Origin of the sequence: Paraburkholderia nemoris, from assembly GCF_905221015.1 — a bacterium.
GTDB classification, from domain to species: Bacteria; Pseudomonadota; Gammaproteobacteria; order Burkholderiales; family Burkholderiaceae; genus Paraburkholderia; species Paraburkholderia nemoris.
The window spans coordinates 150895-165046 of the sequence record NZ_CAJNBO010000011.1 but is presented as its reverse complement, the minus strand read 5'-3'; the positions used below and the strand labels follow the sequence as shown (position 1 = coordinate 165046).

18 protein-coding genes are annotated in these 14152 nt (G+C 62.6%); 11 read left to right on the top strand and 7 right to left on the bottom strand.

The window, feature by feature from the left end:
• Positions 1-8: 8 nt before the first annotated feature.
• From KHO33_RS18780 to KHO33_RS18765, 4 genes are all read left to right on the top strand, one after another.
• Positions 9-692: a Fe2+-dependent dioxygenase gene (locus KHO33_RS18780; RefSeq protein WP_054034048.1), complete on the top strand. Its 684-nt coding sequence runs from the start codon at positions 9-11 to the stop codon at positions 690-692.
• On the top strand, positions 689-1411 hold the full coding sequence (locus tag KHO33_RS18775) for a PepSY-associated TM helix domain-containing protein (protein WP_054034046.1): 723 nt from the start codon (positions 689-691) through the stop codon (positions 1409-1411). The genes KHO33_RS18780 and KHO33_RS18775 overlap by 4 nt, the downstream gene beginning before the upstream one ends.
• Positions 1412-1546: 135 nt before the next feature.
• Positions 1547-2236, top strand: coding sequence for a nitroreductase (locus KHO33_RS18770; RefSeq protein ID WP_200561031.1), 690 nt, complete (start codon positions 1547-1549; stop codon positions 2234-2236).
• A 48-nt stretch (positions 2237-2284) separates the two neighbouring features.
• On the top strand, positions 2285-2596 hold the full coding sequence (locus tag KHO33_RS18765; protein ID WP_054034272.1) for a high-potential iron-sulfur protein: 312 nt from the start codon (positions 2285-2287) through the stop codon (positions 2594-2596).
• Positions 2597-2640: 44 nt separating this feature from the next.
• Here the strand turns inward: KHO33_RS18765 and KHO33_RS18760 are convergent, their stop codons facing one another.
• Complete coding sequence (locus tag KHO33_RS18760; RefSeq protein WP_097395052.1) at positions 2641-2991, bottom strand: DOPA 4,5-dioxygenase family protein; 351 nt, start codon at positions 2989-2991, stop codon at positions 2641-2643.
• Positions 2992-3989: 998 nt separating this feature from the next.
• Between KHO33_RS18760 and KHO33_RS18755 the strand changes: the two genes are divergently transcribed.
• Together KHO33_RS18755 and KHO33_RS18750 are read left to right on the top strand one after the other, a co-directional pair.
• Positions 3990-4463 (top strand): hypothetical protein, encoded by a 474-nt coding sequence (locus KHO33_RS18755; RefSeq protein WP_054034044.1) that lies wholly within the window; start codon positions 3990-3992, stop codon positions 4461-4463.
• A 255-nt stretch (positions 4464-4718) separates the two neighbouring features.
• A complete protein-coding gene (locus KHO33_RS18750; protein ID WP_200561029.1) occupies positions 4719-5000 on the top strand; it encodes a hypothetical protein in 282 nt (93 codons plus the stop codon).
• Between the two features lie 43 nt (positions 5001-5043).
• Here KHO33_RS18750 and KHO33_RS18745 read toward each other — a convergent pair whose 3' ends face one another.
• Positions 5044-7002, bottom strand: a complete 1959-nt coding sequence (locus tag KHO33_RS18745; protein ID WP_200561027.1) for a hypothetical protein — start codon at positions 7000-7002, stop codon at positions 5044-5046.
• Between the two features lie 290 nt (positions 7003-7292).
• The gene (locus KHO33_RS18740) at positions 7293-7448 is read right to left on the bottom strand and encodes a glycine zipper 2TM domain-containing protein (protein ID WP_407946185.1); all 156 of its coding nucleotides are present in this window, start codon (positions 7446-7448) and stop codon (positions 7293-7295) included.
• Positions 7449-7721: 273 nt separating this feature from the next.
• Between KHO33_RS18740 and KHO33_RS18735 the strand changes: the two genes are divergently transcribed.
• The 5 genes from KHO33_RS18735 to KHO33_RS18715 all read left to right on the top strand — a co-directional run bounded on the left by KHO33_RS18735 (position 7722) and on the right by KHO33_RS18715 (position 11007).
• Positions 7722-8075 carry a YciI family protein gene (locus KHO33_RS18735; protein ID WP_054034039.1) on the top strand — a complete coding sequence of 118 codons (354 nt, stop codon included), beginning with the start codon at positions 7722-7724 and terminating at the stop codon, positions 8073-8075.
• A 155-nt stretch (positions 8076-8230) separates the two neighbouring features.
• Positions 8231-8644, top strand: a complete 414-nt coding sequence (locus KHO33_RS18730; protein WP_054034037.1) for a YciI family protein — start codon at positions 8231-8233, stop codon at positions 8642-8644.
• Positions 8645-8705: 61 nt separating this feature from the next.
• Complete coding sequence (locus KHO33_RS18725; RefSeq protein ID WP_093634237.1) at positions 8706-9233, top strand: SRPBCC family protein; 528 nt, start codon at positions 8706-8708, stop codon at positions 9231-9233.
• 84 nt (positions 9234-9317) lie between these two features.
• Positions 9318-9725: a VOC family protein gene (locus tag KHO33_RS18720; RefSeq protein ID WP_054034033.1), complete on the top strand. Its 408-nt coding sequence runs from the start codon at positions 9318-9320 to the stop codon at positions 9723-9725.
• A 4-nt stretch (positions 9726-9729) separates the two neighbouring features.
• Positions 9730-11007, top strand: coding sequence for an RNA polymerase sigma factor (locus KHO33_RS18715; RefSeq protein WP_200561025.1), 1278 nt, complete (start codon positions 9730-9732; stop codon positions 11005-11007).
• Positions 11008-11081: 74 nt separating this feature from the next.
• Here the strand turns inward: KHO33_RS18715 and KHO33_RS18710 are convergent, their stop codons facing one another.
• The 4 genes from KHO33_RS18710 to KHO33_RS18695 form a co-directional block, all read right to left on the bottom strand.
• Positions 11082-11660, bottom strand: a complete 579-nt coding sequence (locus tag KHO33_RS18710) for a DUF4337 domain-containing protein (protein WP_054034270.1) — start codon at positions 11658-11660, stop codon at positions 11082-11084.
• A 199-nt stretch (positions 11661-11859) separates the two neighbouring features.
• Positions 11860-12036: a DUF1427 family protein gene (locus KHO33_RS18705; protein WP_054034268.1), complete on the bottom strand. Its 177-nt coding sequence runs from the start codon at positions 12034-12036 to the stop codon at positions 11860-11862.
• A gap of 55 nt (positions 12037-12091) precedes the next feature.
• The gene (locus KHO33_RS18700; protein ID WP_200561023.1) at positions 12092-13057 is read right to left on the bottom strand and encodes a quinone oxidoreductase family protein; all 966 of its coding nucleotides are present in this window, start codon (positions 13055-13057) and stop codon (positions 12092-12094) included.
• A gap of 168 nt (positions 13058-13225) precedes the next feature.
• On the bottom strand, positions 13226-14065 hold the full coding sequence (locus KHO33_RS18695) for an AraC family transcriptional regulator (protein WP_054034266.1): 840 nt from the start codon (positions 14063-14065) through the stop codon (positions 13226-13228).
• Positions 14066-14152: the final 87 nt, after the last annotated feature.

The window sequence follows — 14152 nt, the reverse complement described above, 5'->3', positions numbered from 1 at the left end:
AACTCAAGATGCTGCTGCACATTCCGAATGTACTGAACGCCGAGCAATTGCGCTTTGTGCGCGAGCGGCTCGACAGCGCCGGCGACGCATGGGTCGATGGCCGCGCCACCGCCGGTTATCAGGGCGCGCCGGTCAAACGCAACCAGCAGATCGCCGAGCATTCACTGGTCGCGCGTGAACTCGGCGATGTGATTCTCGCGTCGATCGAACGCAACCCGCTCTTCATCAGTGCGGCGTTGCCGAATCAGGTGTATCCGCCGCTCTTCAATCGCTACGAAGGCGGCATGGAATTCGGCAGCCACGTGGACGGCGCGGTGCGGGTGCTGCCCAATGGCGTGAAGCTGCGCACGGACGTGTCGGTAACGCTGTTCCTCTCCGAACCCGGCGAATACGACGGTGGTGAACTCGTTGTCGAAGACACCTACGGCGTGCAACAGGTCAAGCTGCCGGCGGGCGACATGATCGTTTATCCCGCCACCAGTTTGCATCAGGTCACGCCGGTCACGCGCGGTGCGCGCCTCGCCAGCTTCTTCTGGGTGCAAAGCCTCGTGCGCAGCGACACGCAGCGCGCTTTGCTATTCGATATGGACACGGCGATTCAACGTCTGAACGCCACGCATGCCGACGATGCCGCGCGCCGCAGCCTTGTCGGTTGCTATCACAACCTGTTGCGCACCTGGAGTGAAACGTGAGCGTACCCGAGGCTATTGAATTCCGACCGGCTGGGGCCATCGACGCCGAGGCGGTCGCACCGCAGCGGCTCGACCGCGACGAACTGAAAGCACGGCAGCAGCGCTCGCGCCGCGCTACCTTCGTCAAATGGCTGCGCAAAGTGCATGGCTGGATCGGTTTGTGGGGCGCCGCGCTGGGTTTGCTGTTCGGCACTACGGGTTTTCTGTTGAATCATCGTGGCGGGCCGCTCAAGGTGTCGACCGGTGAGCCGCAGGTGTCGGTCGTGCAGGTGCCGTTGCCGCAACCGGCGCCGGAAACGCCACGCGAACTCGGCAAGTGGCTCAAGCAGGAACTGAAACTGACCGGTACCCCGGGACGCGCGCAGAAAGAACCCGCGCATCCGGTTGCGTGGGGCGAGCGCAGCGTGCTCCAGCCCGAGCACTGGCAGCTCACTTTTTCGTCGCCGCATGAGAACACCGCCGCGGAGTATTGGGTCGGCAATGGCTATGTAACGGTCAAGCGCAGTGAAAACTCGTTTCTCGCGACGCTCACGAATCTGCACAAGGGCGTCGGTTTGAGCGTCGGCTGGGTGCTGCTGATCGATACGCTGGCGGGCAGCATTATTCTGCTGTCGCTCACCGGCGTGCTGCTTTGGACGGAGTTGAACAACCGCAAAACCGTCGGCGCGGTGTTGGTGATCGGGTCGATCGTTGCTGCCGTGTGTATGGGGCTGCTCTAGTAGACCCTGAGGGCTGCGCCGCAGCGGTTGGCGCGCACGCCCGGAACCCTGCACGCCCGCCAGCGGAAAAGTGGGCGCTCGCGCTAGAATCGTCGCAGACCGCCAAAAACCGTTGGCCTTGCCGGATTTCTGCCGATGACCACGTCCCCCAATCAGGTCGACGCCGCGTTGATATCGCGGCGGTCGATCCGCGCCTTTCTGCCCACGCCGGTTGCGCGCGCCGATATCGAGGCGATTCTCGAAGCGGCCAGCCGCGCTCCCTCGGGCACCAATACTCAGCCGTGGAAAGTCTATGTGGTGACGGGCGAGTCGCTCGCGCGCCTGTCGCAGGCTCTGGTCGCCGCCTATGACGACCCTCAGCGCGATGCTTTGTATCAGGAAGAGTATCGCTACTATCCGCACCAATGGGTGTCGCCGTATATCGACCGCCGCCGCAAGATCGGCTGGGATCTGTACGGCTTGCTAGGCATCGACAAGGGCGACAAGGCGCGCATGCATAAACAGCATGCGCAGAACTTCCGATTCTTCGGCGCGCCGGTTGGCCTGTTCTTCACGATCGAGCGGGTGATGGAGCTCGGCAGCTGGCTCGACTACGGCATGTTCCTGCAAGCGATCATGACGGCGGCGCGCGGGCGCGGCCTCGATACCTGTCCGCAGGCGGCCTTTACGCAGTTTCACCGGCTGATTGCCGAGCATCTCGGCCTGCTGGCCGAAGAGCAACTGGTGTGCGGCATGTCGCTCGGTTTCGCCGACGAAAACGCGCTGGTCAATACGCTACGCACCGATCGCGAACCGGTTGAACGGTTCACGCGATTTCTCGATTGAACCCGATCCACGGGCATCCCCACTTTCCAATCTTCCCCTCGGACCATGATGAAAACCTCACGCCGCCATTTTTTGATGCTGAGTGTGGGCGTGAGCTCATCGCTCATGCTGTCCCGCGTCGCGTTCGCCGATACCGCGAACGCACTGAGCGAAGCCGATCCGAAGGCGCAGGCCGTCGGCTATAAAGAGGACGCGGCAAAGGTCGACAAGGCGAAGTTCCCCAGCTACGCCGCTGGACAAACCTGCGCCAACTGCTCGCTATTCCAGGGTAAGCCTACCGACGCCTACGGTGGCTGCACGCTGTTCGGCGACAAGCAGGTCGCCGCGCGTGGCTGGTGCAACTCTTACTCGAATATGTGACCGGGCTAGCTAGCGCCTTTGGGCCGCTACGCGCGCCTTGGCACCTAGTTCAAAGCGCTCAGTACGAGCTCATGCGAACGGCCGATCCAAAGCGCCGCGTCGCGGTGGTCGCGCAAGGCGTCGCCGGTATTCGGGTGCAGAAAAATATCGAGTGCGCCGTGATTCAGCGTGAGCCAGCCGACGAGTTCGGCGAACTGTTCCTGCGCGAATGCGAGTTGGTACGACCACATCGGGTGCGGCCCGACCGGCCGTTCGTGAAAGCGGCCCATTTGCAGCTTGCCGTTCCAGTGCGCTTCAATTTGCTCGCGGAAGGTCCACGCGGCGTCGCGGCTGCCTGAATCGAAGTAAACGTGGGCGTGCCAGCTCTCGATGGCCGAGGTGTCGCGAAAGGTCATAGCGGGTTCCGTTCCGTCTTTGTCAGACGGTCATTCTGCTCGAAATTGCGCTGACGCGTGCGGCGCGCGCCGCATCAGAAACTCTATTTCCTCTTCGGCGACGATTTCGAAGCCCAGGCGCTCGTACAGGCCACGCGCTTGTGTTTCGGGCGCTTAATCTCACGGCCCAAGTCCGAAGAAACCACCACCCCGCGGCGATTCGGCAAACTGGCCTGCCAATTCCCCTCGTTTCGCGCAATTGCATTTTCGTGTGTTCACATAAACTGTTTTCCATGGAGCGACAAGTCACCGAGCCCATCGACGCGGTCTTCCCCCGCGTTGTTTTGAACCGTACCGTTGATGGCAGTTTGCCGCGTTTGACCGACGTGGCAGGGCAGTAAAGCAGTAGGAAGTCGAAGCAATGCAAATAGTGCGCAATCGCAGCAGTCACGCGCACGAATCAGCAGGGGGTTGCAGCGAGGCGATGTTGATGGCGAGGGACCGAGCTGCAACGCATTACCGCAATACCGCCGTAAAGCAATACCGCCGTAAAGCAATACCGCAGCAAAGCAATACAGTACCGCAGTAAAGCAGTACCGCAATAACGCAGTAGCAGTTCTGGTAGCAACAGCTTTGGTAGTTTGTGATGGTTATAAAAGTCGGCAAGCATCCACGCGCCTGTACGACTCTTCCATCCTGTCAGGCCCTGTTCCCTCGCGGGAACAGGGTTTTTTTTCGTCGGCGTGTCCGATGTGACTTGTATTTATTCGATCCGAACCTATATGCCAGCGTTGCATTTCCGGCCAGCCCTAGCGGAAAATCTGCTCGCGCGTGGCGAGACGCCGCGCACATTCGAGACTTTGAGTTGTTTAAGTCTGTCTTAATAGTTGCTTGCCATGATGGCATCACAGACTCACATTAAGGGCCTGTCAAGCCGCCGGCGCATCGGCGGCGTTTGCCACCGGAGAGCACAGCATTCGGTGGCAAAGCCGAGAGTTAGCGAAGGAGGTTGAATCGATATGTCCAGTAAATCGCGAGTCCGCAAGCACACCCAGCCGGCCATGTCCCCGCTGCTGCGCGCGCTGACCTATAGCCGCACCGCCCACGAGCCGGTCACCGAGGCGATGCTCCTGCAGTGCTACACCGCCCTCGATGCATTCCGGCGCGGTCGAGGCACGCGGGATTTACATCTGACCTTGAGCCGGCATCTGCTGGTGTCGCAAGAATTGGCGCGTCTTGGCCTCGGCGAAGACGTGATTGCCGATATCGAAAGCGCGCATGCTGCGATGGTGCAGCTCGATGCGCGTGAGCATCACGACGGCGCCTGGGTCCTCGAAGACAGCGAATACGCCCGTCTTTGCACCGCGCTGGCGATTCTGGATGGGCAACTGGCGATCGCATCGTTGAGCGAGATCGCGAACGCGGAAGCGAAGATGATCGAGGGGCTGATGAGATCGGCCCATACGCAAGCGATTGTCGAAGCGACCGTCTAAGCACCGTCGCGCTTCGCCGCAAGCTAACGCTCAAACAAAAAACGCCCTGCATGGGGCGTTTTTTTCGTTTCGACACAAGACGCCCTACATGCTGATACGCATGCGCGGCGGTGCGCAGAAGCCGGCCTTGCGTCTGCTCGTTCTATCCGAAGCGGGTCATCACGACCGGAAGGCGCACCCTGGTCATTGCTCGTCACGGCATGGGGCTAAACTCTCAGCACGCCCGGTGACGGCGCCCTCAAGGAGACAGATGTCATGGAACGCTCTGAATTCCTCGCCGTCACGCGGCAACTGGCAGCCGCCGCTGAGCTTCTGGCCAAGGCCGGTCCAGAGGACTGGCGACTCGACGCGTTCCAGATGCTCGCGTTCTTTCGCCGATACGACCAGCCCGGTTCCGGTTCGAATGCAGTCGTAACGTCCAACGACGAACTGTTCGCGAGCACCGGCCACGCGGCACTGACGATGGCGGGACGCAACGAATTTGCTGCGTCCCACGCGCTTCTCGAGCAGGCCCGATCACTTTTGCCGGCTACATGAAGAAAGCCGCTGCGATGGGCCCGCGTTTCTTGTTTGTCCTGCTCTAATCGTTGTACTTCGTAATATCGAAGTACTGAGTGCCATTCTGCCCACCACTCAACTGCACGAGCCGTGAACCACCCGACGTCAACGCCGGGAACGGGCAATTTGTGCAAGTCTGCACGCCCAGAGAATTAACCCCCGCGGAGACCGTCGTTTGATACTGACCAAACGTGGTGTTGTTCGGCGCGCCAACCGAGAAGCCGTCCACTTCCGTCGTCGAACCGCTGGCCGTTCCAGGGTAAGCCTGAATCTGCACTGACGTCACCGGATACGCGAGATTCTGTCCGTTGATGAGGCTCGACCACGTCACGCTCATCGCGTACTGCACGCCGGCTAGCGACCCGGCTGGCGTGAGGAACTGGGTCGCGAAGTCCGCCAGTAGCGTCGGCCACGCAACCGCGCTACCCGCCGCCGCGCTTAGCGGGCTGCCCGGATTGATGATCGACGACTGGCCGAGCTGCGCGCCGTTCGCGTCGTAGAACGTCACGGTGTAGGTCGAGTAGAGCGGCACGGCGCTCGCGTCGATCGATTGCGCTGAGTAGTAGCCGCTCGAAGCCGCCGGCGTGAAGTTCGCGGACGACGACAGCGATTGCCATGACCAGCGATACAGTGACGTATTGCTGCTGGTGGTAGCGGGCGAAACCGGTGCCGCGCTCAACTTCAGCTCCGACAGCCCCAGCGTGCTGCTGCCGACCGCATTACGCTGCATCAGCCAGACCGGCGCAGCGAGGCCAGGTCCTGTAACGGAAGCCGAATACACCGTCGGATTCGACGCGGTCGGAATCGCAATCGTGAGACCCGACTCATACCGGTTCACATCATTCAGCTTCGAATCGAGGAAGGTGCGACGCTGGATTTGCGACATGATCGACACAGCGAATTGCGACTGATTGCCGATCAGATCCCAGCCGAGTTGCGTGCCGCTGGCGAGCGTGACGGGCGTGGAGAGCTGTTGCGCGATGGTGTAAAGCACGCCTGTCGTGCCGCTCGCCAGCGTGACCGGCAACTGCACGAGCGCGAGCTGCTTGCCGTTACTTGTGAAGAAGGCGAGCGTCTTCGGTGAACCGAACACCGCACCCGTCAAGGCCGCTTCCGTCAGACCGTGGGCGACGGCCAGATCGGTCGAGCCGCTTTCGAGGTAGGCGGAGTCGATGGCCGGCGAGCATGACGTGTTGAGCGCGCCGGTTGCCGCGCAGGCAGTCAGCAGAGACGCCAGCGGCTCCAGATAGTTGGCCGCCGCGGGCGGCGCTGCCAGCGCGATCGATTGGGCAGTCTGGTTGTTCAGCGCGATGGTCGTACCCGGCGCCGCATTCGACAGCAGCAACAGGCCGCCGTTGGCGGCCGACACGACCGAGACCGTGTCGATCACCGCATCGGCGCCGGTGTGGTTCGGCGTAAAGGCCGTACCGATGGGATCGAAGCCCGCCGTCAGGATGCCGTTCTGCGTGAGGATTTTCGTCAGCATCGTGTCGAGCGTGATGGTGGCGATCTGCACGGACGGCAGCGTCACCTTGGCGAGTGCCGTGGTGGACGCGAGGTCGAGCGGGTTGCCCGAAGCGGTCAGCATGGCGGCAATCGCCGTGGTCAGCGTGGTGACGTTGGCGACAGCCGGCGCCGTGCCATTGGGCAATTTGGCGAGCACGGAGACGAGCGGGGCGGAGATGCCGGTGGCGTCGGTGGCGACGATCAGGAACGGCGCGGTCATACCCTTCACCGAGATCGTGTACGCGCCCTGGGTGTTGGTGGTTGCCGTGGCCTGAGCGCCGGTCGCATCGGTCAGCGTGACGGTTGCGCCGACTACGGCGCTGCCGGTGGCGACCGTGCCGTTCACCGAGGTGGCCGTGACCGTCGGCGTGCTCGACGACGCTGAGCTGGAACCGCCGCCGCCGCAACCGCCGAGTTGGAACAACGCAAAGGCCACTGCGGCCGCGACGCCGCTACGCACTAACGATCGATGCATGAATTTCCCCGATGCCCTGTTTATATGATTCGTTTGTTATGCCGGCAGATTATGCCGATAAATTCGATTGCATTTGCGGCGTCGGTTTATCGGATTGAAAGCAGATTATTTGCTGCTTTTAATCTACACACAATGCGTTCACGACGCGCGCTTAAGCGTTGGGAGAATACTTCAAAGTGGCGTTGTTGTGTCGCGTGGGAGAGCGACTGAATAGGAGAATATGAAGGGTAGTCGCGTTTGGGAACCCGTCATATTCTCTGATCGAATTGCTTCAGACAGTTCAGGCGCAATTACTTGCCCAACTCGTGCCCGATAATCCCGCCGGCCACTGCGCCGCCGACTGTGCCGACCGCGCTGTGATCGGTCGCCTCGTTGCCGATAACGCCGCCCGCCGCCGCGCCGCCAAGGGTGCAGCCTGCCATCAATGTCAGTAGCGCCAATACCATTGCAATGACGCCCAAGCCAGATCGATTTCGCATGATGTCACCTCGGATGTGTATCGATACAACCGAAACAGCAATCCACGTGCCGCATCTGTATTACGAGTGTCCGTAGGGCTTACGGTCCGCGGGTGCCCGAGCGGTGAAACGGGTTTGCTGGAGTCATCCGCGCTTGCTAGACTGCCTTTCGCAACCCAACTGTAAGCGCGCTCTTGCCGTGGTACGCCTCGCTGCTGTTCACTGGTGTTCACGTCCGCGGCGCGATCAATCGGAGACGCCATGTCTTACATGCTGCTTATCGTCGAACCCCCGAATCAACGCGTCGAACGCGGTGAGCAGGCGGGGCGCGAGGTTTATGACCAGATGGTGCGTTTCGCAACCGGCCTCAAAGAGCGCGGCAAGCTGGTCGCAGCCGAAGCACTGACTTCCACGAATGACGCCGTGCGCGTGCAGGTGCGCGATGGTCAAGCGAAGCTGCTCGATGGTCCCTTCGCCGAAGCCAAGGAAATGGTCGGCGGCTTCTACCTGCTCGATGTTGAAACCCGCGAAGAAGCGGTGGCGATCGCGCAAGCCTGCCCGGCGGCCTCGTGGTGCACTGTCGAAGTCCGCAAGCTTGGTCCTTGCTTCCTATAAGCGGGTTTGCCCATTTGCGGCTATTTTCTTGGGGTTTTCCCTAGGCTAACGACAAACGTGTCGATCCGGCCGCGCATCGCTCGTCGTGTGAGTAAGGGGCCAGCAAACAGATAACGGCTCTCCACTAACCACACACCACCCCAGGAGCGATTGCGATGCGATTCATGATCATAGTGAAGGCGACGGCCCTCAGCGAAGCCGGCGGCCAGCCGGACGAAGCCCTGATGGCGGCGATGGGCGCCTACCATGAAGAACTGGCCAAGGCCGGTGTGCTCCTCGACGCAACCGGCCTGAAACCGAGTTCAAAAGGCTGGCGCATCCACTACAGCGGGGGCAAGCGCACGCTGATCGACGGCCCGTTCGCGGAAACCAAAGAACTGATCGCCGGCTACACGCTGATTCAGGTTCGCTCCCGCGAAGAAGCCATGGAATGGGCGCGGCGCTTCCCGGCGCCGTTCGGCGAGGATGCCGAAGGCGAAATCGAAGTGCGGCAACTGTATGAACTCGAGGACTTCGAGCCGAGCCCGGAAGTGGACCGCTTCCGCAAGCTGGACGCAGCCAAACATTAATCGCGACGCCGATCCGACCGCCAGACGAGGCGCCGATCCGGCCACATCGAGAGGATTCATCATGCTCAAAGTTATTCTGATCACCGTCGTTGCGGCGGTGGGTCTGCTGCTCATCTACGCGGCGACGCGGCCCGACAACTTTCGCATCGAACGCAGCGTGCGCATCGAGGCGCCGCCCGAGCGGGTCTACGGGTTGATCGACGACCTGCATCAATTCAATCGCTGGAATCCGTTCCTGCGCAAAGATCCCGCGGCGCAGGGCACTTACAGCGGCACGCCGAGCGGCAAGGGTGCGCGCTATGCGTGGCAAGGCGAAAAGGTCGGCGTGGGGCAGATGGAGATCGTCGACACGGCGGCGCCGGCGAACGTGACGATGAACCTCGATTTTATCAAGCCGTTCGAAGCCCATAACATGGCCGATTTCACGTTGAAGCCGGAGGCCGGCGCGACTCAGGTCACTTGGGCGATGTATGGGCCAGCGCCGTTTCTGTCGAAGCTGATGCAGGTGTTCGTCAGCATGGACCGCATGGTCGGCAAGGATTTCGAAGATGGCCTGAGCAATCTGAAAACGCTGGCCGAGGCGAGTTGAGTGCGCGGGATCGCTGCATGCGTGGCGCAGTGCGGTGCACTGCGACGCCCCGGCGAGCCCACAACCCGATCACTGGATTTCATCATGCATAAGCAGATCTACGTCAATCTCGCGGTCGACAATCTCGACCGGTCGAAGGCATTTTTCAGCGCGATAGGTTTCAGCTTCGAGGCGCAATTCACCAACGAGCAGGCCGCGTGTCTGATTCTCGGCGAAAACCTCTACGCGATGCTGCTAGTCAAGGACCTGTTCAAATCCTTCACGCGCAAGTCGCTTTGCAATCCGAAGGAAAGCACGGAGGCGTTGGTGGGTCTCTCGTGCGAGAGCCGGGGTGAGGTGGATGCGCTGGTCGCGAAGGCGCTCGCCGCCGGCGGCACGGTGCCGCGCGCGCCGCAGGACTACGGTTTCATGTACGGGCACGGCTTCGAAGATATCGACGGACACATCTGGGAGCTGATCTACATGGATCCGAACGCCAAGGCAGCGGGCTGATCCCGTGACAAAACCGGCCACCCATCGTGCCATCGAGGCAGTCTGGCGGATCGAATCCGCCAAGGTCATCGCCCACGTCGCGCGGATCGTGCGCGACGTGGGGCTCGCCGAGGAGCTGGCGCAGGACGCGCTGGTGGCGGCGCTCGAACATTGGCCTGACGCGGGCGTGCCCGACAACCCGGGAGCGTGGCTGATGGCGACCGCGAAGAACCGTGCTCTCGACCGCTTGCGCCAGGAAGCGCTGCATGCTCGCAAGCGTGAGGAGTTGGGCCACGATCTCGACGCAATGGAGGCGCACCTCGTGCCGGATTTCGTCGATACCCTCGATGCTGCACGCGCCGACGATATCGGCGACGACCTGCTGCGCCTGGTGTTCACGGCGTGCCACCCGGTGTTGTCCACGGACGCTCGTGTCGCGCTGACGTTGCGCCTGCTCGGCGGCCTCACCACAGACGAAATCGCCCGCGCGTTTCTCGTGCCTGAGCCGACCATCGCGCAGCGCATCGTGCGGGCCAAACGCACGTTGTCTGCGGCCAAGGTGCCGTTCGAGGTGCCGCAGGCGGATGCGCGTGCGCCGCGGCTCGCGTCGGTGCTGCAGGTGATCTATCTGATTTTCAACGAAGGCTATTCGGCCACAACCGGCGACGACTGGATGCGTCCGGCGTTGTGCGCGGAAGCGTTGCGGCTGGGGCGTGTGCTGAGCGGACTCGTGCCCGACGAAAGCGAAGTGCATGGCCTCGTCGCGTTGATGGAAATCCAGGCGTCGCGTACGCATGCGCGCACTGATGCCGAGGGGCGGCCGGTGCTACTGCTCGACCAGGACCGCAGCCGCTGGGACCCGCTGCTGATCCGCCGTGGGCTGGCAGCGCTCGGCACCGCGCACGCGTTGGGCGGCGCGAGCGGCCCCTATGCGTTGCAGGCGGCGCTGGCCGCGTGCCATGCGCGTGCACGCCGTGCCGAGGAGACTGACTGGGCGCAGATTGTCGCGTTGTACGACGCGCTGGCGCAGGTGACACCTTCACCGGTGGTGGAGTTGAATCGGGCGGTGGCAGTCGGCATGGCGTTCGGGCCGGCTGCCGGTCTGGAAATCGTCGACGCGCTCGCCGCCGATCCGGCGCTCGCGAACTATCACTGGTTGCCGAGCGTGCGCGGCGATTTGTTAGAAAAACTCGGCCGGGTGGAAGAGGCGTGCGCCGAATTCGAGCGCGCTGCCGGCATGACGCGCAATGCGCGTGAGCGCGAGTTGTTGCTCGAGCGTGCTGCGCGCGGCCGCGCGCATTGAACCGTACGTAAGTAACTTACCGGATCAACTGACGCACGCCATGCCGAGCATCGCGGCAAACGTCGTTCGTGCAATCACGCCGAAAAGAACGCCACAGCGGCAGTGATCACACCCGCAGCCGCAATCCCGAACGACAGATTGCGCAGCCATTTCTTGCGAGTCAGCAACGTGATCGCGCAGAGGGCGATGGCCACCTGAATCAAGGTCGTCGCCTGCGCCCAGCGATGATGGCCATGCAGCAGCGCTTCGCTTTTGGCGTCGTTGTCCACGACTTCCTTTTCGATCGCTTCAGCCTTCGCGCGGATCGGCTCTTTCTGCTGCTTGTACTTGTCGACGTCGGCGGCGAACTTCGCGTGCGCATCGGCATTGCCGAGCGACAGCGCCGCACCGAGTTCAGCGAGATTCTCTTTCTCGCCCTTGGCCTGGTAGTAGTTCCATTGATTCGACGCTTCGGTCTTTTTAATGGCGGCTTCGTTCTTGTAGTACAGCGCCAGATTTTCGCTGTTGCCGCTCTGGTAGGCACACAGTGCGCCGATCGTCGCGAGGATCGCCGTCATCACGGCCATGCGGCTCGCAAACGGGTCCGAGTCATGGTGGCCAGCGTGTTCAACCGCATGGTCGTGCGGACCATGCACTTCATATTCTTCAGACATCTGATTCTCCGAGCCAGGCTTTTCTTGTGGTCTCCGGGCGGCGCGCATGTCGGTGGCACCTGCGCGGGCGATGCGGCAAGCGCGGTTCGCCAGCCCGGCGGGCTCCATCTTAGCGTGTGGCGCCCGGTGACGGAAAAGCTATCGGTGCGAAGAGATATCGATGACAGACGTTAGCGGGAAGGACGTCGGTGGGAGGGCGTCAGTGAATACCGACGGACAGCCACGTCCGCACTAACGGGATCGCGTGCTCGCCGGCCAGCATGCCGAGCAACCCGACCAGGGCGATGGTCGGCGGCGCGGGCGACTTCACCTGCATCACGCTGTAGATCAAACCGACCACGACGCCGGCCACGAGCGAGACCAAATACGCTTTCATGTTGTTCATACCCATCTGAAATGCGGGCAGCCACGCCCGCCGGTCATGTCGGCAATTACATCGTGATGACGACCCGGCCGCGCGTGCCGGCAGCCACCGACTCGTAGGCTTCGCGTGCCCGTTCGAGCGGGAATTCCTGCGAGATGGCCGGCCCTTGCAGCTTGCCGCTTTCGAAGCCTTCCACCAACGCCGTCATCAACGGCGCCGATTCGGCGACGCCTAGCTTGGCGCTGTCCACGCCGAGCAGTTGCGTCTCGTTGTGATAGAAATCGATCAGGTCGAATTCCACGCGACGTTTGCCCGTGGCGCTGATTTCCAGCACCCGGCCGCGGCGCTTGACGAGACTCAGTGCGGTCTCGAAGGCGACGCCGCCGACCGTGTCGTACACCACGTCCGCGCCGGCGCCGCCGGTCAGCGCTTTGATAGCCGCGGTTGCGTTTTCGTCGAACGGAACGTAGTCGTCGATCAATCGGCCTGCGGGGGTGTCGGCGGAAAGCGGGTGACGGTCGACTCCAATCACGCGCGCGCCTCGCGCTTTCGCGATCTGCACTACCGCGCCGCCGACGCCGCCACCTGCGCCGATCACGGCGATCGTCTCGCCCGCTTGAAGGTGTGCGTACTCGACCGTGCCGAGCCACGCGACCACGAAGTTCACGCCGATCGCGGCGGCCTCCGTGTGGCTGAGCGTGGTGGGCTTGCGCGACAGCGCGGCGAGCGGAATCTTGATGAACTCGGCGTGGGTGCCGTCGCGTGTGAAGCCGATATCGCCGCCCGTGCCCCAGACTTCGGCGCCGAGCCATTCGGCGGGACCGGCTGTCACGACGCCGCTGAAGTCGCGGCCGGGCGTGCGCGGCAGGACGGTGTGTTCGAAATGGCCGGACACGTTCTTGACGTCGCTCGGATTCACCGAGGCCGCCTTGACCTGCACGACGGCGCTGTCCGCGTCGGCTTGGGGCGTCGGCAGATCGACGTATTCGAGCACCTCGGGGTTGCCAAAAGTCTTGAACTGAATCGCTTTCATTGCGTGTCACTCCTGTCGGGTCTTGTGCTGCGTCGTGCAGCCGATGAGCGTAGTCTAGATGGCCGGTGAAGAGGTGTTGAAACAAAAGCTTTCGAATTTCGGACAAGGCGTGCCGCGGGCCGATGCGCAGACCCTGCTGGGAGTCGTTTAGCCGCCAGCGAGGACGGCTCACCCGTCAGTGGACAGCTTGTCTTGCCCCTGCTCCGGCGAAGCTTCAGAAGCCGCCTCGCTCAGCGTGCCGCTTGGATCGAAGCCGGTCGGCGGCGCGCCCAACTCGCGCCGGAACATGTCGCTGAAGCTGCTCGGCTGGAAGCCCAGCGAGCGCGCGATGCTGCTGACCGAGCGTCCTTCGGCGAGACCTGACACGGCCACCGCCAACTGCACCTGACGCCGCCATTCAGCAAACCCCACGCCCAACTCACGTGTGAAGAGGCGCGCCAGGGTGCGCACGCTAGCGCCGACCGAGGCCGCATGCTGTTCGAAGCTGATCGCGATCGAAGGGTTGTCGATCACCGCGCGGCACAACGCATCGAGTCGTCGGTCCGACGCATCGGGCAGCGCGATGCGCAGCGACGAGCGCGGGGCATGCCCCAACTCCAGCATCGCGAGACGATAGGCGGCTTCCAGATAGGTTTCGTCGCGAGTGTGCGAGCTCTCATGCTCCGCAATCGATGTGATGAGTTCGCGCAGCAGGCCGTTGATCTCGAACACGTCGCTGTGCCGGCTCAGATGGCCGACGTTGCGCTCGTGGAGATAGATATTGCGCATCTCCACGTCGCTCATCATGTGGATGGAGTGAACGGTGCCGGCCGGCAGCCAGACCGCGCGCTGCGGCGGCACCACCAGCGCCTCGCGGCCGACTTCCACCCACATCACGCCCGATACCGCATAGAGCACCTGCGCCCAGGTATGCGAATGCGGGTCGATGCGCAGCCCACGCGGATAGCGCCGCGCGAGGGAGCGGGCGTCGGCGTCGTCGTGAAGTTCGGGTGGGCGGGCTTTGGGCACGGCGGTTCGGTTCGCTGTTTGCTGTTCGCTCTTTGCTCTTTGCGGATTGAGAGCGCGGACCTTGGTGGTCCGTGTGCGAAGCATAGC